Consider the following 24,468-nt stretch of genomic DNA (forward strand, 5'->3'; position numbering starts at 1 on the left):
ATGTCCGTCCGCATCCTCTCCTGGAACCTGTACAACTTCCGCGCGAAGCTCGTGCGGAGGACCGCGGCCGTCAATCGCATCCTCAAGGTCGTCAACCCCGTGGGCGGCCCCAACTACGACATCCTCGTGGTCATCGAGCCCGGCTGCGTCCAGAGCCTCAACCCGGGAGACCTGGCCGCGGGCGACGGCGTGCTGGGCATCTTCAAGCTCCTGTCCAAGCTCCAGCACCGCCACGCGGGCTGGCGCGTGGCGCCGCCCCTGGCGCTGTGCAGCGGCGCGAAGGCGGAGACGCTCGCCATCTTCTACAACTCGGCCACCGTCGCCTTCGAGGGCCCCCGCACGAGCACGTCGCTCACCCAGCCCTGGAACTCCGCCACCGCGGATGACGGGCGAGCGTACTGGTACGACGGCACCGGCACCACGCTGCGCCGCGCGGGGCTGGCCGGCAACAACGTGACGGCGCAGGGCACGGGCGCCAACGCGACGGCCATCACCCTGGACGTGGCCGCCAACAAGATTTTCTGGGTGAACACCGCCACGCACCGGCTGTGGAGCTCGAACCTGGTGGGCGGTGGCGCGGCCGCCATGGGCGGTGCGGTGAACAACGTCTACGCCTCGCGCCTGCGCCTGGACACCGTCAACCAGCGCGTCTACTGGGTGGACACGAACTCCAACCAGATTCGCCGCGTGGACTACTCCGGCGCCAACCACACGGTGATTTCACCCACCCTGCCCATGGGCACGGCGCGGGTGCCCGTGGACCTGGCGTTGGACATGGAGTTCAACGTCCTCTACTGGTCCAACGCCGCGGGCGCCCACCGGCTGCAATGGTGCGACCTGGATGGCAACGGCAACTCGAACTTCCCGCCCGTGGGGCTCAACCGCCCCGACTGCCTCGCCATCGACTTCGCCCGCGCGCAGCTCTACTGGGTGGACACCGGCACCAACACCATCCATTCGTCGGACCTCCAGGGCAACGGCGTCCGCAACCGCTTCAACCAGGGCGGCGTGCAGCCGCGGCAATTGACGCTGCACATGGCGCGCAAGACGATGTACTTCGTCGACGCGGCCACGAACGACATCTGGCAGTCGGACATGGACGGCAACAACGCGGCCTCCGTCGTCCAGGGGGACGTGCCGGTGGACCTCACCCTGGACCCGGCCCGCAGCACCCTCTGGTGGGTGGACACCAACGGCAACCGGGTGCGCAAGCGCGTGCAGGGTGGCGCCGCGGTGGACGTGGTGGCCGCGGGTGCGCCCGGGCACCTCGCCGTCCACCCAGGCAGCGCCTACGTGGGCCAGTGCACCTTCCAGACGGGGACCGGCGCGCAGATCTACTTTCCCCAGGCCTACCAGCGCCGGCCCTACCTGGCGCGCTTCCGGGATTTGACGGCGATGGGCCCCAACAACACCTTCCTGCTGCTCGCGGCGCACTCGCCCGCGCCCAACTACCAGACGACGCGGCTGGCCGCGCGGTCGGGCAAGGGGTCCGCCAACAACCTCGATGCGCAGCGGGGGACGACGCGGATGGCCACCATCCGCGAAATCACCGCGCTGCGAGCCCTCACCGAGCCCGCGCTCGTCATCGGCGACTTCAACTGCTGCACCATGACGGGCGGCCAGCTCGCCCTGTGCTCCAACAACGGACCGGGCCACGCCAATGACCGCGCGGTGTTGACGGGCTTCGGCGGCGGCTTCGCCAGCCACATCACCACGCGCACCAGCCTCAAGAAGCCGGGCGTCAATGCCACCTACGCCTTGCACACCTCGCACGCGTACGACCACGTCCTCACGGCGGGCTTCACCACCGTGCACCACGCGCGGCTGAAGGACGTCATCGCGGAGAAGGCGGACCGGCGCCACGCCGCCGCGGTGGGCGGCGCCGTGGTGGCGGGCGGCGGCGCGGGGCTGGCCCAGGCCCACTTCCAGACCTGCCACGGCGCCTACTGGAAGACCACGGGCGTGAGCGACCATCTGCCCGTGGAGGTCCACGTCACGATTTGAGCGGCGCGCGAGCGCGTCACCGCCCACCCGCCCGGAAGACTCCGGGCCCTGTCATCCGCGCTCCGGCGGCTCCCATTCGGCACGCAGCAGCGGCTCCTCCGACGAGGGCTCGGCATCCTCGGTCTTCCGCGGCGACGGGGACGCGCGAGGGAGGATGCGCAGCGAGTACCCCGCGGCGCTCCCGTCCTCCGCCCGGCGCGGGGAGACCTGGACGTCCACGTCCTGGGCCTCCACGTCCGTCCCCTCGATGCGCGCCCGGCCCTGACCGTCCAGGGTGCCCTTGTGCGTCGAGCCATCCGGCAGCGTGGCCTCGAAGGACGCGCCGGTGACGGGGTCTCCGTCCTCGTCGAAGACGGTGACCTCCAGCCACGTCAGCGGGCACGTCGACACCGGCGAGTCCACGCGGGGCTCGGGCGACAGCTCCGAGGCCTCGGCGTCCAGCGCCTCGAAGCTCTCCACGGCGTCATCCGTCGGGGCCGGCGGCTCCGGCATCGGGAGCGGCTTCGGCGTCTGCGGGCTGCCCTTCTCCAGGTCCCACCCCTCAAACGGGTCCATGATTCACCTCCCCTGCGCGCAGCGTGGCGGCCACCTCGGCCGAGACGCGCTCCATCCGCTCGTGCTCGTCGAGCCGCGGGTGACCGAGGAGCTCCGCGGCCCACGGGTAGCGCGCGTCGGATGCGAAGTCGTCGCCCAGCGCGAACATCGCGTTGAGGTAGCGCAGCACGGCGGCCTTCGCGTGGATGTCATGTCGGGCCGCCAGGGCCAGGCCGTGGCGGATGCGCGCCTCGAGCGCCGCGTCTCCCAGGGCCTCGCACGTGACGGGCCAGTGCCGGCGCAGCCGTGTGGCCGCGTCCTCGACGAAGCGGTCTGCGGCGAGCCCTCCCAGGGCGCGCTGCTGCTCGGAGCGGATGACCCAGCGCATGGTGCCGGGAAGCATGACACCCGTGCCGGGAAACCGACAGGGCGCGGGCGCTACGTGCCCGGCGTTTCCGCCGGCTTGAGCCGCACCCACGTCGCGCCCCAACCTCCATCGCCCTCACCGGCGGAGCGGAACGACTCCACCTCCGGCAGCTTCGGAAGCAGCGCGTGCACGGTGCGGCGCAGCGCCCCGGTGCCCTTGCCGTGGATGATGCGCACGTCGAGCAGTCCCTTCTGGCGGCATGCCCAGAGGTACTCGACGACCAGCTCCTTCACCTCGCGCGGGTGGAAGAGGTGCAGGTCCAGCGTCCCGTCGATTGGAATTTCTACTGCCTCGTCCTCAGCGGGCGGAGGCTCCGGCCCCTCGGGTGGAAGCGGGGGCTCGCTCGCTCGCTGGGGCGGCAGGCGCCTGGGGGCCAATGTGCCACTCCTCGTTCTCGCGCTTCTTCTTCTCCGCCTCCAGCCGGCGGCGCTCACGGGCGACGCGGAACTGCTCGGAGAGGGAGGACACCTCCCCCTTCAGCGCGGAGAGATGCTTGCCTACATCATCCGCGGCAGCGTCGCGGCGCTCGGTCGCCTGCTCGCCTTGCGAGCCCGCGCCTCCGGCGGCCATCAACTGAACCATCATCGCGGCTACGGCCATGGACTTCATGTCATCTCACGTAAGCAAGACTCGTGCTCAGGGGCAAGTGGCGTTCAGGTGGAACCGTCCTGCGGCCTGCCCTCTTCCGTCTTGCGCACGACAATCCGTTCCGCGAGCCGGATGGCGGACAGGGGGGCGCTGCCCTCTGCCTTGTTGTTGATGGTAACGAAGGCGGGCTTCCCGCGCCGCTCCGCCGCCAGGCACACCCGGGCGAGCACGTCGCGGGTGGGCACGTCCTCGTCCACCAGCTTGTCGAAGGGGGCGTAGCGCGCGCGGGCCTCCTCGTAGCCCAGGTTCGGCGGGAGCATCCACCGCACCACCAGCGCGCGAGCCTCGAAGGCGCGGGTGCGCTTCGCCTGCTGCGCCACCGGCGGCATGTCGCGCCACACCGCGAGCACGGGGCTGACGCCCACGTCCGACAGCGCCTGCGCGAAGCCCTCGGTGAGGAGCTCCTCGTTGCGCACCTCCACGGCATACAGCGGGCCCTTCGGCAGCGCCGCGAAGAAGGCATGAAGCCGCTCCACGAAGCGCGCGGGGCCCCCGAGCGTCTGCGGGTCCTGCGGGGGGAACTGGAAGACGAGCGGCCCGGCCTTGTCGCCGAGTCCCTCGACGAAGGGGGCCACCACGGCCTCGGCGGCGTAGGCGGCGTGGAGGAACCTGTCGTTGGCCTGGCCCCGGTGCGCGCCGTAGCGCTCGTGGGTGGGGAAGCGGGCCATGGTGCAGACGTCGTGTGCCTTCACGAGGAAGCGGAAGCCGTCCGGCACCTGCTCGGCGTACTCGGCGAAGGCGCTGGCGGGGATGGGGGCGTAGAAGGTCCGGTCGATGCCCACCGTGCGCAGCACCGGGTGCTTCGCGTACGCGGCCAGGCCCTCGCGCGCGAGCTGCGAGGCGCTGGCCTCGTGGTCCCAGAGGATTCCGGACCACCCGGGGAAGGTCCACGAGGACGTGCCGAGGAAGGTGCCCGGGGGCAGCTGCTGGCCCAGCGAGGCCAGCGACTCCGCCGCCGGGGCGGGCCCTACCGGCTGGGTCGCCTTGCGGCCGCGGGCGGGGGCCTGCACGGGGGCACCGGTGAAGAGGTCGAGCTGGGAGGGTCCTCGGGGCTGGGGCATGGCTGCTCTCTCTGCTAACGCCGGACGTCACCTGATGCAGGAGGTTGCCCCGCTTCCTGCTCACTTGCCAAGTGGTATGTCCGCCCTACAGGCAGCCGAGCTCCATGGCCCGGAGGACGGCCCGGGTGCGGTCCCTCACGCCCAGCTTGGAGAGGATGCTGGAGGTCTGGTTCTTCACAGTCCCCTCCGCCGTCCCGAGCGCCTGGGCAATCTCGCGGTTGCTCAGTCCCCGGGCGATGAGGCGCAGCACCTCCACCTCGCGGCGGGTGAGCCCTTCCGGCAAGTCCGCGTGGGGGAAGTCGCGGGGCAACTCGGCCACGCCGCGGGCCACGCGCTCCGCGACACCGGGCGGCAGCAGCGTCTCGCCCGAGGCCACGCGGCGGATGGCGTCCGCGAGCTCCTCCAGCGAGACATCCTTGAGGAGGAAGCCCTGCACGCCCGCGCGGAGGGCTTCGATGATGGCGGCGTCCTCGTCGAAGGTGGTGAGCAGCACCACGCGCCGGGACGCGTCGGTGCGGCGCAACTCGCGGAGGGCCTCCAGGCCCGTCATGCGCGGCATGCGCACGTCCATCAGCACCACGTCCGGATTCAGCTCGGCGACCTTGCGCAGCGCCTCTTCGCCGTCGCCGGCCTCGCCCACTACGCGCAGGTCCGGGGTGAGGTCCAGCAGGCCGCGAAGGCCCTGACGCACCAGGGCGTGGTCATCCGCGAGGACGAGGCGAATCACGACAGGCCCCCATGCGCCGCGACGCTTCCACCCGCCGCGGCACCTCGCACCTCCCGGCCGCCGCTCATGTCCCCGCCCCATGCGCGGCAGGCAGCCACGCCTCCAGCTCCAGGCCCCGCCCCGCCGCCGCGCGCCACTCCACGCGGCCGCCCAGCCGGGTGAAGCGCTCGCTCATGCCGGTGAGTCCCGCGCCGGGCCTGACGGCCTCCGTGCCCCGCCCGTCGTCCCGCGCGTGCACGCGCACCCCTCCGTCCTCCGTGGGGACAATCGCAATCCACAGGTTGCGCGCCTGGGCATGGCGCAGCGTGTTCGTGAGGACCTCCTGCACGCAGCGGAACAGCGAGTGCGTCGCCTCGGAGGACTCCAGGCTGAGTGACTCGGGCACGTCCAGGTGGACGGCGAGCCCCGGGGCGCCCTCCGCGAGCGCGCGCAGCGAGGGCAGCAGCGGCACGGGCGCGTCGCGCATCGCCGTCACCGTGCCGCGCACCTCGGACAGCAGCGTGCGGGCGGCCTCCCGGGCGCGGCGCAGGTGCTCGGCGGAGGGCGTGTCCCGCGCGGTATGCGCCGCGGCCTCCAGGTTGAGGGAGAGCGCGGTGAGGTGGTGGCCCACCGAGTCGTGCAGCTCGCGGGCGATGCGCAGCCGCTCGCCCTCGCGCTCGCGGGCGGCGAGCAGCACCTGCGTGGCCTGCAGCTCCAGGTTCACCCGGGCCAGCTCGCGACGGGCCTCGGCCTCGCGCACCATCACCATCGCCGTGCCGAGCGTGAAGCCCTGGAAGCCCGCGTAGATGAGCGTCTGCACCAGCGCCCGCTCCACCGGGTGGATGACGGCGAACACGATGAACATGCCCACCACCTGCATGGCCACCCACGCCAGCGCCCGGCGCTGGGAGAGCACCTCGGGCGTCTGCCCGGAGGTGATGGCGAACAGCGCCCCGTCCAGGCCGCTGTCCCCCGTGGCAATCGCCACCAGCGCCGCCACCGCCTTCACGGCGAGCAGCGACACCCGGCCCCGTCCTTCCTGTCGCGCGTGGACCCAGAAGGCCACGCCGAACGTGAGGAACGCCGCCGTCCACACGAGCGAAGCCGGCTCCGCCCACCGCGCGGGCGCGCGCACGAGCTCCACGAGCTTCGGGAAGCCGACCACCGCCCAGGTCAGCATCCCGGCGACGAACAGCAGGCGATGGGTGGTGGCCGTCTTCGCCACGCCAGACACCGTGTGCATGGAAGAGAACTTACGAGGGCCCGGGCGGACAGGCCATGTGCCGGAAGTCACATGCGGCGGGTGTGACCTCCGCCAGAGGTGGGCCCTCCCGGCGCTCCGAACCGTACGCCGCGGACTCGCAGCACGTCGGCTACACCTTGAGGCGGATGGCGCCGGGGACGATGCTCATCGTGCACGGCAGGCGCCCCGGCGTCTCGCCGTCCACGTCGAGGTACACGTCCTCGCCCTCCATGGGCTCGGCGCGCAGGGTGCGGCAGCGCAGCCGGCGCGTGCCCTTCCACGTCACGTGGCTGCCGTTGTAGACGCCCTTCGACTTGAGGACGAAGTCGCTCAGGCCGTAGCCGGACCAGATGGTGACGTCGAAGAGGCCGTCATGGGTGACGGCCTCGGGCGCCACGAACATGCCGCTGCCGAAGTAGCGGCCATTGGCCACGGCGACGGCGGTGATGTCGAGCGTCTCCTCGGGGCCACCGTCGGCGGACAGGCGGACCTTCTTCTCCGAGTACTTCACCAGGCCCTTGAGCGTGCCCCACACGAAGCTGAAGTTGCCGCCCAGGGCCTTGCTGCCGCTGTTCACCTCGCGAGCCACCACCGCGCTCACGCCGAACGAGGCGATGTTGGCGAAGTAGCGCGTCTCCGGCTGGCCCTCGTTGTTGATGAAGTCGAGCCGGCCCACGTCGAAGGGCTCCGTCTTCTCGGAGCGCAGCCGGGAGAGGGACGAGTCCAGGTCCAGCTCCCACCCGAAGGTGCGCCGGAAGTCGCCGCCGGTGCCGCGGGGGATGAGGCCGAGCGCCGCGTTGGGGTTGATGGCCTTGCCGTCGCGGAAGAAGCCGTTGGTGACTTCGTTGAGCGTGCCGTCACCGCCCACGGCGACGATGCACTCGTAGCCGTCTTCGATGGCCTGGCGGGCGATGCGCGCCGCGTCCATGCCGCCCTGCGTGAAGCCGTGGCCGAAGTCACCGAGCGCCTTGCCCACCTGCGCGCCAATCTCGGCCCAGCGCTTACCCGTCTGCCCATTGGCGCTGCGCGGATTGACCACGAGGAACGTCTTCATCGGCACCTGCCCCTCCCTTGGGCCCCTCTTTACGCGGTTGCGCGTCAGCACTCCACTCCATGGCCAGTCCATGACGCGCCGGGTCCACCCCCACCCCTGGCCATGACATGCTGCGAACGAAAGTACGCACCGGGAACGAAACTACGCACCGGGCCGAGAACGAACGTACGCACCAGGAGGACTCCGCCCTGGCTACCCTGGAGCCCCGCGAGAAGCTCGTGCCCCACCTGAAGGCCACCCTCGCCGTGGACTGGGCCTGCCCGCACCTGCGCTCCGACCTGGAGGCCGCCAGCGCCCGCCCCTTCGAGGAGACACGGGCTCAGGAGGAGTACCTCACCGGGCATGACACGCCGGCCCATGATGGGGACACCGCGCGAGAGGCCCGCTTCCTGTCCGCCCTGGCCCGGGTGCGCGCCCTGGCCGACGCACGGGCGGCCCTCACCTGGGCACGGCTGATGGAGGTGCAGGCGGAGGTACTCGGGAAGCCCGTGGGCTTTCGGACGGGAGAGGCCTTCGCGCACGGTGGCGCGCACCGCTACCTGTACGCCCCGGACCTGGAGGAGATGTTCATCCGGAAGGTGGAGGCGGACGCGAAGGACGGCTGTCACCCGGTGGCACAGGCAGTGCGGTTGTACCTGGACCTGGCCTTCTTCCACCCGTTCCCGGACGGGAATGCGAGGGCGGCGAGGTTGGGGTTCGAGTTCTGCCTGCGCCGGGCAGGGCTTCCCACGCCGCCGCTGGCCCCGTGGGTGCTGTTGCCCAAGCCGCCCGGGGATGCGGAACGTTATGGGCGGTTCGTCCGGCTCGTGGCGCGGAGCATCTCCGGAAGCGCGCGGTGCGAGGAGGCCTCATGAGACGCAAGCAGCGGCAGCAGCGGGAGGAGGCCGGCTGGGAGGTCATCCAGCGCAGCCTCGACAGCTACCACCCGGAGCGCATCGCCGCCCTGCTGCGCGAGTACCTGACCCCGCGAATCCCGCGGGGCGTGCGCAAGCTGGAGGAGTCGCTGCGCGAGGAATTGAGGGACGGCGTCGAGGCCATCCTCGATGCCAACCTGGGCCCCTGGTACCACGAGACGGGGGTGAATCTCGGGAATGAGATCATCGGCGGCTTCTGCTGGTGCCACAGCTTCTTCAATCACAGACCCCTCCCAGACCTGGGCGTGGAGCACAACGTCCAGCTCATCATGAAGGCGCTGGAGCGCGGCCATGGCTGGCTGACCGCGCTCGACGCCGCGTATCGCGGAGCGGAGCTGCTCGATGACGAGGACGCGGGCATCCGGCAGATGGGGCTCTCGGACGCGGTGGTTCGGGTCATTGAAATCACCGTGGAGGCCACCGCCACCGAAGACGCCTGGTACAGCTATTCGTACGATGCGGTGAACTGGCTGCTCCAGGCGCGAGGCGTGCCCACCAACCATGAGGTGCGCAAGGCGATGAGACAGACATTGGGGAAGTTCGAGTCCTGGGTGGGTCCTACTTCGGACGAAGCCCGGGCCGCCGGAGACGCGGTGGCGCTCGCGGCGGTGAAGACCGGGTTCAACGCGCGCTATCCTGGCAGGCAGTGACAGCCACACGGCTCAGCATGGAGAGAAGGACATGAACCCCAAACTGCTCCTGGCAATGACTGTATGGATTTGCACGGCCTGTGGTGGACCCAGCAGCTACAACGTCAGCAACGTTGGAAGTGACTTTCACTTCTCGGATCGCCTCCAGAACGGGCTGATCGTCGTCTCCACCCGGTTCATCAGTGATTGCGGATCGCAGTACGACCACACGGTGGTGGCCCTTCAATACGTGGACGACTCATACACGCGCGTTCGAATGGGGACGATTCCCGTGAGCGACCCGTTCCGCGAAAAAGACTTCCAGGACCCGTCCGGGTACCTCTCCATCAAGGAGGTCCCTGCCGGGCTCCACAGAATCGAACAACTCTCTCCGTTTCCCTACGAGGTATACGCGCCCTTCGAGGTCGAGGCGGGAAAGGCCATCTACCTCGGCGAGGTGCAAGTTCGTCGCTCCTGCAATTCCGACCCCAAGGGGCTCGTGCTCCAGGTCACCGACCAGTGGGAGAGAGACGGGAAGCTCTTCGAGCAGCGGATGAAGAACCTGCGCTCGGAGGACGTCGTCAAGAGGCTGATCCCCGGGTTCTCCCGCGAGAGACCCACCTGGAAGGCGACGTCCTCCCAGAGCCCGAGCGTTACGCGGACTCGGTGAAAGTGGGGGTCACCCCTTCAGAGTTATCAGCTCCCTGGCCGTCTCGACGAAGAGTCGGAGCGGCCCGGAACGCTGTGCGCGACTGGGGTAGTAGAGGAAGAAGCCGGGCACGGTGGGCGCGTACTCCTCGAGCACACGCACGAGCCGCCCGGTGCGCAGCTGCTCCTTCACGGCCGGCTCGACGGCATACGCCAGCCCCAGGCCCTGCTCCACCAGGGCGTGCGTCAGCTCGCGGTGGTTGGTGAGGATGCTGCCGCGCACCGGCACCCGCCAGTTCCTCTTCCCGCGCTCCAGCTCCCAGGCATAAAGCGCCCCGCTCGAGGGAATGCGGATGGTGAAGCACTCGTGGCGCAGCAGGTCCTCGGGCTTCAGGGGCGTGCCGTGCTTCTCGAGATATGAGGGGGCCGCCACCACGACGAATCGGAAGGGGGCGGTGAGGCGCACCTGCACCATGTCGCGCTCGATGGCCTCGTGCAGGCGCACCCCTGCGTCGTAGCCCTCGGCGACGATGTCCACGAAGCGGTTCTCGGCGACGACCTCCACCTCCACCCGCGGGTGGCGTGCGCGGAAGGCCGGCAGCACCGGTGTGATGACGAAGGGCACGGCGACCTCCGGCACCGACAGCTTCAGCCGCCCCACTGCCTCACCCGGTCGGGCTGAGACCTCTTGCAGGGAGGCGAGCGCCTGACCGAGGCCCGGCCCTGCGCCCTCCAGGAGCCGGCGCCCTGCCTCCGTGAGCGCCATGCTGCGGGTGGTGCGGGTGAAGAGCACCACCCGCAGCTGCTCCTCTAGGTGCCGCACGGACTGGCTCACCGCTGCCGGCGAGATGCCCAGCTCGCGCGCTGCGGCGCTGAAGCTCTGCCGTCGGGCCACGACGAGGAACGTCTGCAGGTGCGGCAGGAGGTGGGTCTTCACCGAGAGCGTCCTCCCAAGCGCACGAACGAATGCTTCACCGGAGCATGGCGCCTCAGGCGCCGCCATCCCGCAGTCTTAGCAGGGGCCATTTTAAATCGCAGCTTCAAGGCCCTTCGCCTATTGGCCGTCTAGTGGCGCGCACTGGGCAGCGCTACTTCTCTTTGCGTCGGCTGGGGCCCACGGAGTGGCGCCCGCCAAGCACCGCGCGCACGGACGCGCTGAGAAGGCTGGACCATGAGCACCAAGATCCCCTCCCCTACCCTCAACAACGGCGTGCAGATACCGGCCCTCGGCCTGGGCGTCTTCCAGAGCCCGCCGGCCGAGACTGCGGCGGCCGTCGAGGCGGCCATCCAGACTGGCTACCGCCTCATCGACACCGCCGCCGCGTACGGCAACGAGCGCGAGGTGGGCGCGGGCCTCCGCCGCTCCGGCCTCGCCCGCGACGACGTCTTCATCGAGACCAAGGTCTGGATCAGCGACTACGGCTACGACGCCACCCTGCACGCCTTCGACAAGAGCGCCCGCAAGCTCGGCGTCGAACGGCTCGACCTGCTCCTCCTGCACCAGCCGCTGTCGTCGGATTTCCAGCGCACCCTCGACGCGTACCGCGCGCTCGAGACACTGCTCGCAGACGGCCAGGTGCGTGCCATCGGTGTGAGCAACTTCATGCCCGGGCACCTCGAGCGCCTGCTGGGCGTGGCGAAGGTCGTGCCCGCCGTGAACCAGATTGAGGTGCACCCCTACTTCCAACAGGCGGAGCTTCAGCGCCTGCACGCGAAGCACGGGATTCTCACCCAGGCGTGGTCACCCATCGGGGGCATCACCGCCTACTTCGGGGGCAAGGAGCGGATCTCCTTCAACGACCCGACGCTGCTCGCCATCGGGCGCGAGCACGGCAAGTCGGCCGCCCAGGTGATGCTGCGCTGGCACCTGCAGCAGGGCCGCTCGGCGATTCCCAAGTCCGTCAAGCCCGCCCGCATCGCCGAGAACTTCGACGTCTTCGGCTTCACGCTCACGCGCGAGCAGCTGGCCGCCATCGACGCGCTCGAGACCGGCGCCCGCGGGGGCCCGGACCCGGACAGCATCACCCTTGCCACCTACGGCAGTGCCATCCCCGAGGCCTGAGGACCGAGTCATGGACCCGAACGCACAGGACCGTAAGAACAAGATGGGCCGCCGCTCCTTCCTGCTGTCGGCAGGCGCGTTGGGGGCGGCTCCCCTGCTGGGTTGCGCGGCCTCCGAAGCCTCTGGGGCGGCGGCGGCAACGTCGCGCAGGCCCGCTGCGCCCTCGGAGCTCGGCCGGCGCCGGCTCGGCAAGCTGGAGGTCTCCAGCGTCGGCCTGGGCGTGCAGAACATGAGCCGCACGTACCAGACGACAGTCCCGCACCGGCCCGAGATGCACAACATCATCCGGACGGCCTTCGAGCGGGGCGTCACCTTCTTCGACGCGGCCGAGGCCTACGGTCCGCACGAGGTCGAGCGCATCCTGGGCGAGGGCGTCGCACCATTCAGGGACAAGGTCGTCATCGCCACCAAGTTCGGCTGGAACATCGACCCGGAGACGGGCGCGCGGCGCCCTGGCCTCAACAGCCGCCCCGAGCACGTCAAGTGGGTGGTGGAGGGCATGCTCAGGCGCCTGCGCACCGACCGCATCGACCTGCTCTACCAGCACCGGGTCGACCCGTCTGTCCCCATCGAGGACGTCGCCGGGGCAATCCAGGAGCTGATGGCCCAGGGGAAGGTCCTGCACTGGGGCCTGTCAGAGATGGGGCCAGGCACGCTTCGGCGCGCGCACGCCGCGCTACCGGTGAGCGCCGTGCAGAACGAGTACTCGATGCTGTGGCGCGGCCCCGAGGCGGAGGTGCTCCCGCTCTGCGAGGAGCTGGGCATCGGCTTCGTGCCGTGGAGCCCACTGGGCGTGGGGTTCCTCACGGGGGCCATCGACGCGAACACGCGCTTCGCGCCTGGGGACATTCGCGGCGTCGAGTCCCGCTTCTCTCCGGAGAACCTGCCGCACAACCTGGCCCTCGTCGACGGGGTGAAGCGCTGGGCCGAGCGCAAGCGCGCCACGCCCGCCCAGGTCGCCCTGGCCTGGCTCATGGCGCAGAAGCCCTGGATTGTCCCCATCCCCGGGACGACGCAGATGGCGCACATGCTCGACAACATCGGCGCGGCGGACGTGCGCTTCACGCCGGCGGAGCTCGGCGAGCTGAACCGTGACGTCTCGGCCGTGGACGTCCGCGGCGCCCGGCTCCCGGCGCAGGTGCAGGTCTTCTCGGGCGTCGAGGCGCCCCCGAGAAGGTAGCACCCATGGCCCATCCCGAGGACGACCCATGAATCGACCGACCTTCACCGCAGCGCTTCTCCCGCTCCTCCTGACCGCGGCCTGCGCCCACACGGACAAGGCGAGTGCTGCCCCGGTTGTGCAGGCGCCTCCGGGCGACGGTGCACAGTCGCTCCAGATTGCCCGTGCCGGCTCGCAGCCCTCGCGCGAGGGGCCCGCCGAGAACTTCACCGGGTCCGTGCGCGTGGACCCGCTCTTCCAGGCGAAGGCCCCGGCGCGCGCCTCGGGCGCTGCCGTCACCTTCGAGCCGGGGGCCCGGTCCGCCTGGCACACCCACCCGCTGGGCCAGATCCTCTACGTGACCGAGGGCGTGGGCCGGGTGCAGCGCTGGGGCGACCCTGTCGAAGAGATTCGCCAGGGGGATGTCGTCTGGATTCCTCCCGGGCAGAAGCACTGGCACGGCGCCGCGCCCGACAGCCGGATGACCCACGTCGCCGTGTCGGAGCACTTCGAGGGCAAGTCCGTCGACTGGATGGAGAAGGTGACCGATGCCGAGTACGGCGCGCCGGCCACGGCCGCCGCCACCCCGGCCCAGGCCGGCGCCGCCAGCCAGCCCTCCCGGGCGCAGCAGCTGTTCGGCGACATCTCTCCGAAGATGGTGGAGCTCACGGACGGCGTGCTCTTCGGCGATATCTGGGAGCGGCCGGGGCTCTCCAAGCGGGACCGCAGTCTGGTGACGGTCAGCGCCCTCATCGCGATGAACCGCCCGGACCAGCTCCGGAGCCATTTCGCCCTCGCGCGCACGAACGGCGTCAAGCGCGAGGAGCTCATCGAGACCATCACCCACCTGGCCTTCTACGCGGGCTGGCCGAGCGCGGTGACGGCACTCGGCGTCGCGAAGGAAGTCTTCGACGGCAAGAAGTGACGCTGCGCCGCTCGCTTGCCGCCACACGACCCAAGAAGGGCTGAAGCCATGAACCTCAAGAAGCGCATCCCCCTCGTCCTCGCCCTGAGCGCGCTCGCGACATCGTGCGCCTCGACCCCTTCGGCCGGCGCGTCGGCGTCGTCGTCAGGGCTCACCCTGAAGGAGCAAGGAAGCTTCGCCGTGGGCGGCACCGTCGTGACGACCCCGGGGACCTTCGACCCGCGTCGGCCCTCGGCCGAGGGCGCGACGCTGCACGGAGACCACGCGTACGTCTTCTACCAGGTGCCGGCCGATGCCCGCCCGCTGCCGCTCGTGTTCTGGCACGGCGCCGGTCAGTCCTCGAAGACGTGGGAAACGACGGCGGACGGCCGCGAGGGCTTCCAGACGCTCTTCCTGCGTCGCCGCTTTCCGGTCTACCTGGTGGACCAGCCACGGCGCGGCAAGGCGGGTCGTAGCACCGTGCCGACGACAGGCCCGGCCACGCCGGACGACCAGACCTGGTTCGGCATGTTCCGCATCGGCGTATGGCCGGACTACTTCCCCGGTGTGCAGTTCCCGCGAGGGCCGGCGGCGCTCGAGCAGTACTTTCGCGCGATGACGCCCAACACCGGGCCCTTCGATGCGGAGGTGAACGCGCGCGCCGTTTCCGCGCTCTTCGACCGCATCGGCCCCGGCGTCCTCGTCACGCACTCGCAGGGTGGTGGCCCCGGCTGGCTTGTTGCGATGCGCAACCCGAAGGTGCGGGCGGTCGTCTCGTACGAGCCGGGCAGCGGCTTCGTCTTCCCGGAGGGCGAGGTGCCAGCGCCCATGCTCAGCCTCACCGGCCCGCTCGAGGCCACGGGCGTCCCGATGGAGCGCTTCCTCGCGCTGACCCGGATTCCCATCGTCCTCTACTTCGGGGACAACATCCCGGATGAGCCGTCGCCCATCCCCGGCCAGGACAACTGGCGCGTGCGGCTCGCGATGGCGCGCCTGTGGCGCGACGCGGTGAACCGGCACGGCGGCAGTGTCACCCTCGTCCACCTGCCCGAGCTCGGCATCCGGGGGAACACCCACTTCCCGTTCTCCGACACCAACAACGTGCAGATTGCCGACCTCCTCTCGAAGTTCCTCGCCGACAAGGACCTGGACTGAGCCGGTGAGAGAGGAGGCCGGCCCGAGAGAGAGGTTGCTGAGGCAGTCCAGCGAGAGGAGCTTGCAGATGCGACACACCCCTTTGAAGGCCGCTCTTCTGGCGGCGATGACCGGACTCCTGGCTGGCGGGGCCGGGGCGGCCGACTCCAGGAAGAACCCGTTCACCCTGGTCTACGAAGGTGCCATCACCAGGAATGAGCCGGGCAAGGTCCACATCCGTCCGGTCACCTACAAGCTCAACGGCTTGAGGATTTCCGCCAACGTCTACACCCCGGCGCAGTACGACCCGAAGAAGAAGTATCCCGCGGTCGTCGTGGCTCACCCCAACGGCGGGGTGAAGGAGCAGGTCGCGGGCCTGTACGCTCAGAGGCTGGCGGAGCAAGGCTACATCACCATCGCGGCAGATGCCGCGTACCAGGGCGCGAGCGGCGGGCAGCCGCGCAACGTGGATAAGCCCGCGCACCGTATCGAGGACATTCACGGCATGGCGGACTTCATCACCCGGTACCCGGGTGTTGATGCCACGCGTCTGGGCCTGCTCGGCATCTGCGGCGGCGGCGGCTACTCCCTGGCGGCCGCGCAAACCGACAAGCGCTTCAAGGCGATTGCAACGGTAAGCATGTTCAACTCCGGCCGGGCGCGTCGCAATGGCTATGCGGACTCGCAGCTGGAGACGATTCAGGAGCGTCTGCAGCAGGCTTCCGCTGCTCGCGCCCAGGAGGCGGCCGACGGGAAGGTTCTCTATGCCGGTGATGCCGAGCTGACCGATGAGCAGATCGCCGCACAGCCCTTCGACCTGTATCGACAGGGCTACGAGTACTACTGGAGGTCGCACGCCCACCCCCGCTCGACCTTCAGGTACACCAGGAGCAGCTTGCTCGACCTGATGCGCTTTGACGCCACGAACCAGATCGAGCTCATCAACCAGCCCCTGTTGATGATCGCCGGCAGCAAGGCCGACAGCCTGTACATGAGCGAGGATGCGTTCGCCAAGGCGACCGGCACGAAGGACAAGGAGCTGTATAGGATCGACGGGGCAACGCACATCGAGACCTACTGGGTTCCCAGGTATGTGAACGCCGCGATGGACAAGCTCACGTCGTTCTTCGCCAAGACGCTCTGAACCCATGCCCAGCTGTTGCCGCCCCTTGGCCCCGTCATCGCAGCCACCGTGGTGGCGGCGGCGCACTACTCACTTCACGACGCCGCCTTTCCGCTGGCATGGAGCGCATCGCGTGAGGCGAGGTCCCTCTGCGCGGGTCTCGACCTGGCGGCCGCAGCCCCGCTCCTCTGCGCCGGAATCACCACCTGCTCGCCGCTACGCCAGGTGGGTTGCAAGCCCGGCGACCACGTGGGCGTGGTCGGCCTTGGCGGGCTGGGCCACATGGCGGTGAAGCTGGCGGTGTCGATGGGGCCAGGGTGACGGTCCTCAGCACGTCCGGAGGGAAGGAGGCCGACGCCCGCCGGCTCGGCGCCACCGACTTCGTGATGACGAAGGACGGGTCGGCCTTCCTGCAACTGGCGGGCAAGCTCGACCTCATCATCGACACCGTTTCCGCGCCGCACGACTACAACGCATACCTCGGGCTGCTGCGCCCGCACGGCACCATGGCCATCGTTGGAGCCCCTGGGGCTGCCACGCCGCTCCACCCGTTCTCGCTCATCCTCGGCGGCAGGCGGCTGTTGGGCTCGGATCGCCATCCAGGAGACTGTCGACGGCAAGGCCGTCGAATGGATGGAGAAGGTCAGCGACGCTCAATACCTCGGACAGCCGGGAAGCAACACAAAGGAGAAGAAGCAATGCAGAAGCGCAGGCTTGGAAAGAGCAATCTGGAAGTCTCCGCCCTCGGGCTCGGCTGCATGGGATTGAGCTTTGGCTACGGCCCGGCCGTGGACAAACAGCAGGGTATCGCCTTGATACGGGCGGCCGTCGAACGGGGCGTCACCTTTTTTGACACCGCCGAGGTCTACGGCCCATTCACGAACGAAGAGCTCGTGGGCGAAGCGCTCGCCCCCTTCCGCAAGCAGGTGGTCATCGCCACCAAGTTCGGGTTCAAGCTCGATTCCAACGGCAAGCAGGCGGGCCTGGATAGTCGGCCCGAGCACATCAAGCAGGTCGCCGAGGCCTCACTCAAGCGGCTCGAGATCGAGACCATCGACCTGTTCTACCAGCACCGTGTCGATCCGGCCGTGCCAATCGAAGACGTCGCGGGCGCGGTGAAGGACCTGATTCGGGAAGGCAAGGTCAAGCACTTCGGCCTTTCCGAGCCGGGTGCAAAGACCATCCGTCGCGCGCACGCGGTTCAGCCGGTCACCGCGGTCCAGAGCGAATACTCGCTATGGACCCGAGGCCCTGAAGCGGAAGTGTTGCCGACACTCGAAGAACTCGGCATCGGGTTCGTCCCCTTCAGCCCATTGGGCAAGGGCTTCCTGACGGGCAAGATGAACGAGCAGACCCACTTCGACAAGACGGACTTCCGCAACCTCCTTCCCCGCTTCACGCCCGAGGCACTCAAGGCGAATCAGTCCCTCGTCGAGCTGCTTGGCACGGTCGCGGCCCGGAAGAAGGCGACCCCGGCCCAGATTGCGCTGGCCTGGCTCCTGGCCCAGAAGCCGTGGATCGTCCCCATCCCGGGGACCACGAAGTTGAGCCGCCTGGAGGAGAACATCGGCGCCGCCACCGTCGAGCTGACGCCTGACGACCTCCGTGAAATCAATGACGCCGCCTCGAAGATCACCGTGCAGGGGGCTCGCTATCCCGAGCACCTGGAGAAGACGACCGGACTCTGAGCTGGCCAGCAGTGGCATCGTGCCGAAGTGCCAATTCCGGAAGCGCTTCGTGACGCCCCCGCCGGTGCTCGAGCTCGGCCGTGCTCCGGCATCCCATGTTCGCCAAGACCCGCCCATGGGCGGCGCCAGGATGCGCCGCCCACGGGTCAGGCTTACGGCAGAGGCGGCAGCGACAGCACGCCGTTGCACTGCGTGGGGCTGGTGGGCACGCCGGTGCCGCCCCACGGAGCGCCCGTGTTGACCGTCAGGCTGGTGCTCGGCGGCGGCGGGCAGCCGTAGCCCGTCGCCTGGCGCACGGTGATGTTGGCGTTGGGGGGCAGGTTGTACATGATGTCCGTGCCATCACCCACGCACACGGTGCGCGTCTGGTTTCCGCCACCCGGAATGGCAATCTCCAGGTCCAGGCAGACGGGCAGCGGGGTGCCGGGCGGCAGCGCGGCGGCGTTCAGGTCAATCCGGAGGCAGGCGGGGTTGACCTTCTCGATGTCCGCGTTGATGAAGCCAATCTCGTTGGTGTTGCCCGTGTAGCGGGTCGTGGCGCCCGAGTCACACTGGTCCGCGCTGCACGAGGGGGCCTGGGTGATGGAGCACCGGCTCGGATTGGTCGTCTTCGAGGCCGCGCCCGGCTGCTGGCGCCACTGATTGCTGCCCACCGGCATGGACCACAGGGCGATGCTCGCCGGAGAGTTCGCGCTCATGTTCCCGGCGATGGGGATGAACGCCTGGGCGGTCGTCCCGGCGGCGAGCTTGAGCAGGCTCCCCGCCGCGTCACGGACCTCGGCGTAGATGGCGCCGCGCGTCTCCAGGAAGACAGGCTGGCCGGACAGGTTGATCGCACCGTCGGACCCGGGCATGGCCAGCAGGCGCGTGTCGATGTAGCGCACGCCCACCGTGAGGGGCCGGACGATGGCCTTCCCGTTGGTGCTCGCCAGCCTCTCCAGGTCCACCCGGATGCCCGCGCCGCTGCGGGGGTCCGTGACGAGGACGCTGCCGCCCGAGAAGGTCTGCCGGTGCAGGGTCTGCAACGTGAAGCGGGCACCGAGGACGTCCTTCGTGACGGCGCCGACGTGCGGCATATAGCCCACCGCGGAGATGGTCAGCGGCCCGCCCGGAGTCAGCGACGCAGATGAAACGGAGAACGAGCCGTCCGAGGCGGTGGTCGTCTGGACGCCCTGGAGGTTCACCTGCGCTCCGGCGATGGCCGCGCCCGACGCGTTGGTGACCGTGCCACAGATGGTGGTGGCACCCTGGACGTGATTACAGGCAATGAGCGCGCTCGACTCCTGCGCTTGCGGTGCGACCTCGGCGTCGGGCGCGCCACAGGCGCTCCCGAGCACCACGGAACCACCCAGCACACCGCACATCAACAACCACTTCCTTGCTGCAAGCTTGGACAGCGACATCACATACCTCCAGGTCGAGGAGAGGGGGATGACTCCACGTGGACGAAACGAGCGAAGTTCCGGCGGCAAAGACTCACCGCCATTGGAACGGCACGGCTGGCTCCGCTGGGCGCCTCAAGGTCGGGCTGACGCCCCCGCGAACCCGGCCGCGCGCGATGCACCCATCGCGCCACGACAGCGCGATGCGGCTCTCTCTCTGTGGAGCGCACGTGCCGCGCCCGAAGTGCCGGCTGGCGTGTAGCGCCTCGGGTTACGGCTCGCGTGAATCTGTGGCGCGCAGTGCTACTCGAGGGCTGTCTTGTGCGCAGGACTGCCACGTGGACTCCGCCACGCGAAGCTGCTCCCGGGACGGATTCTGCTGCTCCTGCTGGATCTCCAGTTCATCCCCCGTGCATCGCGCGCCACATGCCCACCCTGCGGCGGAGGGGGTCCTCCATGACAAGGTGGCGCAGGACCCGGCGTGAGCTGAACGTGCCGTGGCCCGACGCTGTCGGTCGCATGCCCGTGTGCCTCCACGAGCCATTGAGCTCCTGAAGTCCCCGCGATGACTGCCGGGCCGCGACGCATTTGCGCGATTCCCTCGCCGCCGTGCGCGAAACCCTCAAGAAACCGCTCCCCAGGGTACCTAGGGTAGCCTTCGAGAAGCTTGGAGAGAGGGTCCGCATGCGGCGCATTCTTGTCATCGACAGCCATACCGGTGGAGAGCCCACGCGCGTCGTCACCGACGGGGGGCCGGAGCTGGGAGCGGGCGACATGGCGACCCTGCGCGAGCGCTTCCGGGAGCGGTTCGACGCCTTTCGCAAGGCCATCGTCTGCGAGCCTCGCGGCTCGGACGTCATGGTGGGCGCGCTGCTGTGCCCTCCCACCCTCCCCTCCTGCGTCGCGGGCGTCATCTTCTTCAACAACGTCGGCTACCTGGGCATGTGCGGCCACGGCACCATCGGCGTGGTGAAGACGCTGGAGCACCTGGGCCGCATCAAGCCCGGAGTCCACGCGCTGGAGACTCCCGTGGGCGTGGTCCGGGCCACGCTGCACCCGGATGGCCGCGTGAGCATCGCCAACGTGCCCAGTCACCGGCTGGCCCATGACGTGGCCCTCTCCGTCCCCGGCCACGGCGAGGTGCGCGGAGACATCGCCTGGGGTGGCAACTGGTTCTTCCTCTCCCGGGCGCACCACCTGCCCCTGGAGCCGCGGCACATCCCCGCGCTCACCACGTACACGTCCGCCATCAAGCACGCGCTGGCGGTCCAGGGCGTCACGGGCACCGGCGGCGCGGAGATAGACCACGTGGAGCTGTATGCGCCCTCGCCCACGCCCGGCGTGGATGCGCGCAACTTCGTCCTGTGTCCGGGGCTCGCCTATGACCGCTCACCGTGCGGCACCGGAACGAGCGCCAAGCTGGCCTGTCTCGCCGCGGAAGGCGCGCTCGCCGAAGGCGCGACGTGGGTGCAGGAAAGCATCATCGGCAGCCGCTTCGAGGCGCGCTACGTGCGCGACGGAGACCACATCCTGCCCACCATCACCGGCACGGCGTCGGTGAACGCGGAGGCCACGCTGCTCGTCGACGACTCGGACCCCTTTGCCTGGGGCATCGGATGAGCGCCGTCGACTGCGTCATCGTCGGCGGTGGCATCGTCGGCGCGGCGCTCGCGGACGTGCTGTGCGCGGAGGGAATGTCCGTGGCGCTGGTGGAGGCCCGCTCCATTGGCGCGGGGACCACCGCCTGCGGCATGGGCCACCTGGTGGCCATGGACGACAACGCGGCGGAGCTCGCGCTCACGGCCTGGTCCGTGGCGCTCTGGCGCGAGCTGCGGGACGACCTGCCGATGGCCGTCGAGTACGACGCGTGCGGAACACTCTGGCTCGCGGCGGACGAGGAGGAGCAGGCCGCCATCACCGCGAAGGTCTCGAGCTACCGTGGCGCGGGCGTGCGCGCCGAGGTGCTGGACGCCGCCGCGCTCCGGGAGGCGGAGCCCTCGCTCACCCCCAACCTCGTCGGCGCGCTGCGGGTCCCGGACGATGCGGTGGTGTACCCGCCGCTCGCCGCGCTCCACTTCGCGCGCCGTGCCCAGCAGCGCGGAGCCCGGCTGATGCCCGGCTGTCCCGTGGCCGAGCTGCGCCCGGACGGCGTGGTGCTGGAGAATGGCGAAGTCGTGGCCGCGGGCCACGTCGTGCTCGCCGCGGGCGTGGCCAGCCCCCGGCTCTGCCCGGACCTGCCCGTCTCCCCTCGCAAGGGACACCTGCTCATCACCCAGCGCGGTGCGCCGGTGGTGCGTCACCAGCTCGTGGAGCTGGGCTACCTCAAGAGCGCGCACGGCTCGGACGGCGCGTCGGTCGCCTTCAACGCCCAGCCGCGAGTCACCGGACAGCTCCTGCTGGGCTCCTCGCGCCAGCCGGGCGTGGGGAGCGGCCAGGTCGAGCCCGCCATCCTGGAGCGCATGCTGAAGCGCGCCGCCGACTTCCTTCCGGGGCTCGATGCGCTGCGCGCCCTGCGCGTCTGGACGGGTCTGCGCCCCGCCACTCCGGATGGCCTGCCGCTGCTCGGTCCCCACCCTCGGAAGCCCTGGCTGTGGCTCGCCTGCGGCCACGAGGGGCTCGGCATCACCACCGCCACGGGCAGCGCGCGGCTGGTGGCGGACCAGCTGCTCGGACGCGCCAGCGCCATCGATGCCCGGCCCTATGCGCCCTCGCGCTTCGAGGTGCTCCATGCCTGAGCCCGTGGTGAAGGCCCTCACCTTGCGCATCAACGGCCGCGCCTTCACCGTGCCCGCGGGCACCTCGGTAGCGGCGGCGCTCGCCCTGGCCGGAGACTTCGTCAGCCGGAGCGACCTGGGAGGCCGCCCGCGCGGGCCGCTGTGCGGCATGGGCGTCTGCTACGAGTGCCGCGCCACCGTGGACGGCGTGCCCGGGGTGCTGACGTGCCTCACGCCCTGCCGCGAGGACCTGGAGGTGGTCACCGATGCGTGAGGTGTGCGACCTCGTCGTCATCGGCGCGGGTCCGGGCGGGCTCGCCGCCGCGTGCCGCGCCGCCGAGGCGGGCCTGGACGTGCTCGTCCTGGACGCGCAGCCGGAGCCCGGTGGGCAGGTCTGGCGCGGCGAGGCACGCAAGGGCACGAACCGGCTCGCCCGCCGCTGGCTGTCGCGCTTCGCGGCCTCCGGCGCGCGCTTCCGCCCCGGGGCTCGCGTCGTCGCCGCGCCCGAGCCGGGACTGCTCCTCGTCGAGGAGGGCCCGTCCTCGCTCGCGGTGCGCTACGACCGGCTGGTGCTCGCCACGGGCGCGCGGGAGCGCTTCCTGCCCTTCCCCGGCTGGACGTTGCCGGGAGTGCTGGGCGTCAGCGGGATGCAAGTCCTCGTCAAGGACGGCCTTCCCATCCGCGGCCGCCGCGTGGTGCTGGCCGGCACCGGCCCCCTGCTGCTCGCCGCCGCCGCGACGATTCACGCCCACGGAGGCGAGGTCCTCCTCGTCGCCGAGCAGGCCCCCGCCGCGCGTCACTGGGGCTTCGCCCTCCAGCTCTGGCGCTACCCGGACAAGCTGCTCCAGGGCGCCGTGCTGTCTGCGGGGCTCGCCGGCGTGCGCACCGCGACGGAGTCCTGGGTCCTGGAGGCGCGCGGCGAGCGCCGGCTCGAGAGCGTCCGGATGTCCGTGGGCGGCCGCGAGGAAACGCTCGCGTGTGACTACCTGGGCGCGGCCTGGGGGCTCGTGCCCAACCTGGAGTTGGCGCGGCTGCTGGGCTGCGAGGTGTCGCGGGGCGCGGTCGTCGTGGACGACCGGCTGGAGACACGTGTGCCTCGCGTGCACGCCGTGGGCGAGGTGCTCGGCATCGGCGGGGTGGACCAGGCCCTCGTCACCGGAGAGATGGCCGGCCTCGCCGCTTCCGAGCAACCCGTCCCGGACGCGCTGGTGAGTGCCTGGGGGCGCGTGCGCGTCTTCGCCGAGGCGCTGGCCCGGCACGATGCCCCACGCCCCGAACTGCGCCGGCTCGCCACGCCGCAGACGCTGCTGTGCCGCTGCGAGGACGTGCCGCTCTCCGCGCTGGAGGGCTGCCGGGATTTGCGCGAGGCCCGGCTGTACGCGCGGCTGGGCATGGGCGCCTGCCAGGGCCGCACCTGCGGCGCCGCGGCGGAGGCCCTCTTCGGCTGGGACGCCGAGGGCGTGCGCCCGCCCTGCCTGCCCGCGCGCATCGGCAGCCTCCGCCTTCCTCCTGAAAACCCACCCACCCCGAAGAGAGCGTCATGAGCCCCTGGAATGGTGTCCTTCCCGCCATCACCACCCCCTTCAACGCGGACCTGTCCGTCGACCATGGCGCGGTGCGCGCGCACGTGAATTGGCTCGTGTCGCGGGGCTGTACCGGCATCATCCCCTGCGGCTCGCTGGGCGAGGGCGCGACGCTGAGCTTCGAGGAGAAGGTCGCGCTGATGCGCACCTGCACGGAGGCGGTGAAGGCCCCCGTCGTGCCGGGCATCGCCGCCCTCTCCACCGCGGAGGCCGTGCGGCTGGCGAAGGCCGCCGAGGACGCGGGCTGCGCGGGATTGATGGTGCTGCCGCCGTATGTCTATTCCAGCGACTGGCGCGAGATGAAGGCCCACGTGGCCGCCGTCCTCCGCGCCACGAAGCTGCCGTGCCTGCTCTACAACAACCCCGTGGCCTACCGGACGGACTTCACCCCGGCGCACCTGGCCGAGCTGGCCGCCGAGTTCGACAACGCCTCCGCGGTGAAGGAGTCCTCCACGGATGCCCGGCGCGTCACCGGCATCCGCGCTCTGCTGGGAGACAGGCTCACCCTGGGCGTGGGCGTGGATGACTGCCTGGTGGAGGGCGTGGAGGCGGGCGCGCGCTTCTGGGTGGCGGGGCTGGTGAATGCCTTCCCGGAGGAATCGGTGCGCCTGTTCGAGCTGGCCCTGGCCGGCAAGAAGGACGCCGCCTTCGCGCTGTACCGCTGGTTCCTGCCGCTGCTGCGGTTGGACACCGTGACGAAGTTCGTCCAGCTCATCAAGCTGGTGCAGCAGGAAGTGGGCTGGGGCCACGAGCGCGTCCGCGCACCCCGGCTGGAGCTGGTCGGCGCCGAGCGCGAGGAGTGCCTGCGCGTGCTGCGAGAGGCGCTGGCGAACCGGCCGACCCTTTGAGCG

25 protein-coding genes and 1 pseudogene are annotated in these 24,468 nt (G+C 70.3%); 16 read left to right on the forward strand and 10 right to left on the reverse strand.

What is annotated here, in order from left to right; translation table 11 throughout:
* Window positions 1-2,004: a hypothetical protein gene (locus tag ACX9TP_RS30300; protein ID WP_482974115.1), complete on the forward strand. Its 2,004-nt coding sequence runs from the start codon at window positions 1-3 to the stop codon at window positions 2,002-2,004.
* A 51-nt stretch (window positions 2,005-2,055) separates the two neighbouring features.
* Here ACX9TP_RS30300 and ACX9TP_RS30305 read toward each other — a convergent pair whose 3' ends face one another.
* The 8 genes from ACX9TP_RS30305 to ACX9TP_RS30340 all read right to left on the reverse strand — a co-directional run bounded on the left by ACX9TP_RS30305 (window position 2,056) and on the right by ACX9TP_RS30340 (window position 7,677).
* Entirely contained in the window at window positions 2,056-2,559 is a 504-nt protein-coding gene (locus ACX9TP_RS30305; RefSeq protein ID WP_482974116.1) for a hypothetical protein, read from the reverse strand.
* On the reverse strand, window positions 2,546-2,941 hold the full coding sequence (locus ACX9TP_RS30310; RefSeq protein WP_482974117.1) for a hypothetical protein: 396 nt from the start codon (window positions 2,939-2,941) through the stop codon (window positions 2,546-2,548). The genes ACX9TP_RS30305 and ACX9TP_RS30310 overlap by 14 nt, the downstream gene beginning before the upstream one ends.
* 35 nt (window positions 2,942-2,976) lie before the next feature.
* Window positions 2,977-3,342 carry a Smr/MutS family protein gene (locus ACX9TP_RS30315; RefSeq protein ID WP_482974118.1) on the reverse strand — a complete coding sequence of 122 codons (366 nt, stop codon included), beginning with the start codon at window positions 3,340-3,342 and terminating at the stop codon, window positions 2,977-2,979.
* The gene (locus tag ACX9TP_RS30320; protein WP_482974119.1) at window positions 3,263-3,574 is read right to left on the reverse strand and encodes a hypothetical protein; all 312 of its coding nucleotides are present in this window, start codon (window positions 3,572-3,574) and stop codon (window positions 3,263-3,265) included. The genes ACX9TP_RS30315 and ACX9TP_RS30320 overlap by 80 nt, the downstream gene beginning before the upstream one ends.
* Before the next feature lie 44 nt (window positions 3,575-3,618).
* Complete coding sequence (locus tag ACX9TP_RS30325; protein ID WP_482974120.1) at window positions 3,619-4,674, reverse strand: DUF72 domain-containing protein; 1,056 nt, start codon at window positions 4,672-4,674, stop codon at window positions 3,619-3,621.
* Between the two features lie 85 nt (window positions 4,675-4,759).
* Entirely contained in the window at window positions 4,760-5,401 is a 642-nt protein-coding gene (locus ACX9TP_RS30330; protein ID WP_482974121.1) for a response regulator, read from the reverse strand.
* A 64-nt stretch (window positions 5,402-5,465) separates the two neighbouring features.
* Window positions 5,466-6,623, reverse strand: a complete 1,158-nt coding sequence (locus ACX9TP_RS30335) for a sensor histidine kinase (RefSeq protein ID WP_482974122.1) — start codon at window positions 6,621-6,623, stop codon at window positions 5,466-5,468.
* A 130-nt stretch (window positions 6,624-6,753) separates the two neighbouring features.
* A complete protein-coding gene (locus ACX9TP_RS30340; RefSeq protein ID WP_482974123.1) occupies window positions 6,754-7,677 on the reverse strand; it encodes a diacylglycerol/lipid kinase family protein in 924 nt (307 codons plus the stop codon).
* 218 nt (window positions 7,678-7,895) lie between these two features.
* On the opposite strand from ACX9TP_RS30340, the gene ACX9TP_RS30345 reads away from it, so the two are divergent.
* The 3 genes from ACX9TP_RS30345 to ACX9TP_RS30355 are packed head-to-tail and all read left to right on the forward strand — an operon-like array spanning window position 7,896 to window position 9,890.
* On the forward strand, window positions 7,896-8,531 hold the full coding sequence (locus ACX9TP_RS30345; protein WP_482974124.1) for a Fic family protein: 636 nt from the start codon (window positions 7,896-7,898) through the stop codon (window positions 8,529-8,531).
* Window positions 8,528-9,241 (forward strand): hypothetical protein, encoded by a 714-nt coding sequence (locus ACX9TP_RS30350; protein WP_482974125.1) that lies wholly within the window; start codon window positions 8,528-8,530, stop codon window positions 9,239-9,241. The genes ACX9TP_RS30345 and ACX9TP_RS30350 overlap by 4 nt, the downstream gene beginning before the upstream one ends.
* 31 nt (window positions 9,242-9,272) lie before the next feature.
* Window positions 9,273-9,890 carry a hypothetical protein gene (locus ACX9TP_RS30355; protein ID WP_482974126.1) on the forward strand — a complete coding sequence of 206 codons (618 nt, stop codon included), beginning with the start codon at window positions 9,273-9,275 and terminating at the stop codon, window positions 9,888-9,890.
* Window positions 9,891-9,899: 9 nt separating this feature from the next.
* Here the strand turns inward: ACX9TP_RS30355 and ACX9TP_RS30360 are convergent, their stop codons facing one another.
* Window positions 9,900-10,805: a LysR family transcriptional regulator gene (locus tag ACX9TP_RS30360; protein ID WP_482974127.1), complete on the reverse strand. Its 906-nt coding sequence runs from the start codon at window positions 10,803-10,805 to the stop codon at window positions 9,900-9,902.
* Between the two features lie 234 nt (window positions 10,806-11,039).
* Between ACX9TP_RS30360 and ACX9TP_RS30365 the strand changes: the two genes are divergently transcribed.
* The 7 genes and pseudogenes from ACX9TP_RS30365 to ACX9TP_RS30395 all read left to right on the forward strand — a co-directional run bounded on the left by ACX9TP_RS30365 (window position 11,040) and on the right by ACX9TP_RS30395 (window position 17,938).
* Entirely contained in the window at window positions 11,040-11,930 is an 891-nt protein-coding gene (locus tag ACX9TP_RS30365; RefSeq protein ID WP_482974128.1) for an aldo/keto reductase, read from the forward strand.
* Between the two features lie 10 nt (window positions 11,931-11,940).
* Entirely contained in the window at window positions 11,941-13,110 is a 1,170-nt protein-coding gene (locus ACX9TP_RS30370) for an aldo/keto reductase (protein ID WP_482974129.1), read from the forward strand.
* 28 nt (window positions 13,111-13,138) lie between these two features.
* On the forward strand, window positions 13,139-14,014 hold the full coding sequence (locus tag ACX9TP_RS30375) for a (R)-mandelonitrile lyase (protein ID WP_482974130.1): 876 nt from the start codon (window positions 13,139-13,141) through the stop codon (window positions 14,012-14,014).
* Window positions 14,015-14,062: 48 nt separating this feature from the next.
* On the forward strand, window positions 14,063-15,148 hold the full coding sequence (locus tag ACX9TP_RS30380) for an alpha/beta hydrolase (RefSeq protein ID WP_482974131.1): 1,086 nt from the start codon (window positions 14,063-14,065) through the stop codon (window positions 15,146-15,148).
* Between the two features lie 67 nt (window positions 15,149-15,215).
* Entirely contained in the window at window positions 15,216-16,271 is a 1,056-nt protein-coding gene (locus ACX9TP_RS30385; RefSeq protein WP_482974132.1) for an alpha/beta hydrolase, read from the forward strand.
* Between the two features lie 296 nt (window positions 16,272-16,567).
* Window positions 16,568-16,783, forward strand: a pseudogene (locus ACX9TP_RS30390) (zinc-binding dehydrogenase); the annotation flags it as partial.
* Window positions 16,784-16,948: 165 nt separating this feature from the next.
* On the forward strand, window positions 16,949-17,938 hold the full coding sequence (locus tag ACX9TP_RS30395) for an aldo/keto reductase (RefSeq protein ID WP_482982244.1): 990 nt from the start codon (window positions 16,949-16,951) through the stop codon (window positions 17,936-17,938).
* Window positions 17,939-18,090: 152 nt separating this feature from the next.
* Here the strand turns inward: ACX9TP_RS30395 and ACX9TP_RS30400 are convergent, their stop codons facing one another.
* The gene (locus ACX9TP_RS30400; protein WP_482974133.1) at window positions 18,091-19,341 is read right to left on the reverse strand and encodes a carboxypeptidase-like regulatory domain-containing protein; all 1,251 of its coding nucleotides are present in this window, start codon (window positions 19,339-19,341) and stop codon (window positions 18,091-18,093) included.
* Window positions 19,342-20,004: 663 nt separating this feature from the next.
* Here ACX9TP_RS30400 and ACX9TP_RS30405 point away from each other — a divergent pair.
* Genes ACX9TP_RS30405 through ACX9TP_RS30425 form a run of 5 tightly spaced genes read left to right on the forward strand, consistent with a single transcriptional unit; the run spans window position 20,005 to window position 24,465 of the window.
* Window positions 20,005-20,940 carry a 4-hydroxyproline epimerase gene (locus ACX9TP_RS30405; protein ID WP_482974134.1) on the forward strand — a complete coding sequence of 312 codons (936 nt, stop codon included), beginning with the start codon at window positions 20,005-20,007 and terminating at the stop codon, window positions 20,938-20,940.
* Complete coding sequence (locus ACX9TP_RS30410) at window positions 20,937-22,055, forward strand: NAD(P)/FAD-dependent oxidoreductase (protein WP_482974135.1); 1,119 nt, start codon at window positions 20,937-20,939, stop codon at window positions 22,053-22,055. Before ACX9TP_RS30405 ends, ACX9TP_RS30410 begins: the two co-directional genes overlap by 4 nt.
* On the forward strand, window positions 22,048-22,308 hold the full coding sequence (locus ACX9TP_RS30415; protein ID WP_482974136.1) for a (2Fe-2S)-binding protein: 261 nt from the start codon (window positions 22,048-22,050) through the stop codon (window positions 22,306-22,308). The genes ACX9TP_RS30410 and ACX9TP_RS30415 overlap by 8 nt, the downstream gene beginning before the upstream one ends.
* The gene (locus ACX9TP_RS30420; protein ID WP_482974137.1) at window positions 22,301-23,578 is read left to right on the forward strand and encodes an FAD-dependent oxidoreductase; all 1,278 of its coding nucleotides are present in this window, start codon (window positions 22,301-22,303) and stop codon (window positions 23,576-23,578) included. Before ACX9TP_RS30415 ends, ACX9TP_RS30420 begins: the two co-directional genes overlap by 8 nt.
* Entirely contained in the window at window positions 23,575-24,465 is an 891-nt protein-coding gene (locus ACX9TP_RS30425; RefSeq protein ID WP_482974138.1) for a dihydrodipicolinate synthase family protein, read from the forward strand. The genes ACX9TP_RS30420 and ACX9TP_RS30425 overlap by 4 nt, the downstream gene beginning before the upstream one ends.
* Window positions 24,466-24,468: the final 3 nt, after the last annotated feature.

The sequence above is a fragment of the Pyxidicoccus sp. M15 genome, assembly GCF_056858435.1.

Coding starts and splice junctions, on each gene's coding strand:
- ACX9TP_RS30300 (WP_482974115.1), top strand. CDS start 1: ATGTCCGTCCGCATCCTCTCCTGGAACCTGTACAACTTCCGCGCGAAG.
- ACX9TP_RS30305 (WP_482974116.1), bottom strand. CDS start 2,559: ATGGACCCGTTTGAGGGGTGGGACCTGGAGAAGGGCAGCCCGCAGACG.
- ACX9TP_RS30310 (WP_482974117.1), bottom strand. CDS start 2,941: ATGCTTCCCGGCACCATGCGCTGGGTCATCCGCTCCGAGCAGCAGCGC.
- ACX9TP_RS30320 (WP_482974119.1), bottom strand. CDS start 3,574: ATGAAGTCCATGGCCGTAGCCGCGATGATGGTTCAGTTGATGGCCGCC.
- ACX9TP_RS30325 (WP_482974120.1), bottom strand. CDS start 4,674: ATGCCCCAGCCCCGAGGACCCTCCCAGCTCGACCTCTTCACCGGTGCC.
- ACX9TP_RS30335 (WP_482974122.1), bottom strand. CDS start 6,623: ATGCACACGGTGTCTGGCGTGGCGAAGACGGCCACCACCCATCGCCTG.
- ACX9TP_RS30340 (WP_482974123.1), bottom strand. CDS start 7,677: ATGAAGACGTTCCTCGTGGTCAATCCGCGCAGCGCCAATGGGCAGACG.
- ACX9TP_RS30350 (WP_482974125.1), top strand. CDS start 8,528: ATGAGACGCAAGCAGCGGCAGCAGCGGGAGGAGGCCGGCTGGGAGGTC.
- ACX9TP_RS30355 (WP_482974126.1), top strand. CDS start 9,273: ATGAACCCCAAACTGCTCCTGGCAATGACTGTATGGATTTGCACGGCC.
- ACX9TP_RS30365 (WP_482974128.1), top strand. CDS start 11,040: ATGAGCACCAAGATCCCCTCCCCTACCCTCAACAACGGCGTGCAGATA.
- ACX9TP_RS30370 (WP_482974129.1), top strand. CDS start 11,941: ATGGACCCGAACGCACAGGACCGTAAGAACAAGATGGGCCGCCGCTCC.
- ACX9TP_RS30375 (WP_482974130.1), top strand. CDS start 13,139: ATGAATCGACCGACCTTCACCGCAGCGCTTCTCCCGCTCCTCCTGACC.
- ACX9TP_RS30380 (WP_482974131.1), top strand. CDS start 14,063: ATGAACCTCAAGAAGCGCATCCCCCTCGTCCTCGCCCTGAGCGCGCTC.
- ACX9TP_RS30385 (WP_482974132.1), top strand. CDS start 15,216: ATGCGACACACCCCTTTGAAGGCCGCTCTTCTGGCGGCGATGACCGGA.
- ACX9TP_RS30395 (WP_482982244.1), top strand. CDS start 16,949: ATGCAGAAGCGCAGGCTTGGAAAGAGCAATCTGGAAGTCTCCGCCCTC.
- ACX9TP_RS30400 (WP_482974133.1), bottom strand. CDS start 19,341: ATGTCGCTGTCCAAGCTTGCAGCAAGGAAGTGGTTGTTGATGTGCGGT.
- ACX9TP_RS30405 (WP_482974134.1), top strand. CDS start 20,005: ATGCGGCGCATTCTTGTCATCGACAGCCATACCGGTGGAGAGCCCACG.
- ACX9TP_RS30410 (WP_482974135.1), top strand. CDS start 20,937: ATGAGCGCCGTCGACTGCGTCATCGTCGGCGGTGGCATCGTCGGCGCG.
- ACX9TP_RS30415 (WP_482974136.1), top strand. CDS start 22,048: ATGCCTGAGCCCGTGGTGAAGGCCCTCACCTTGCGCATCAACGGCCGC.
- ACX9TP_RS30420 (WP_482974137.1), top strand. CDS start 22,301: ATGCGTGAGGTGTGCGACCTCGTCGTCATCGGCGCGGGTCCGGGCGGG.
- ACX9TP_RS30425 (WP_482974138.1), top strand. CDS start 23,575: ATGAGCCCCTGGAATGGTGTCCTTCCCGCCATCACCACCCCCTTCAAC.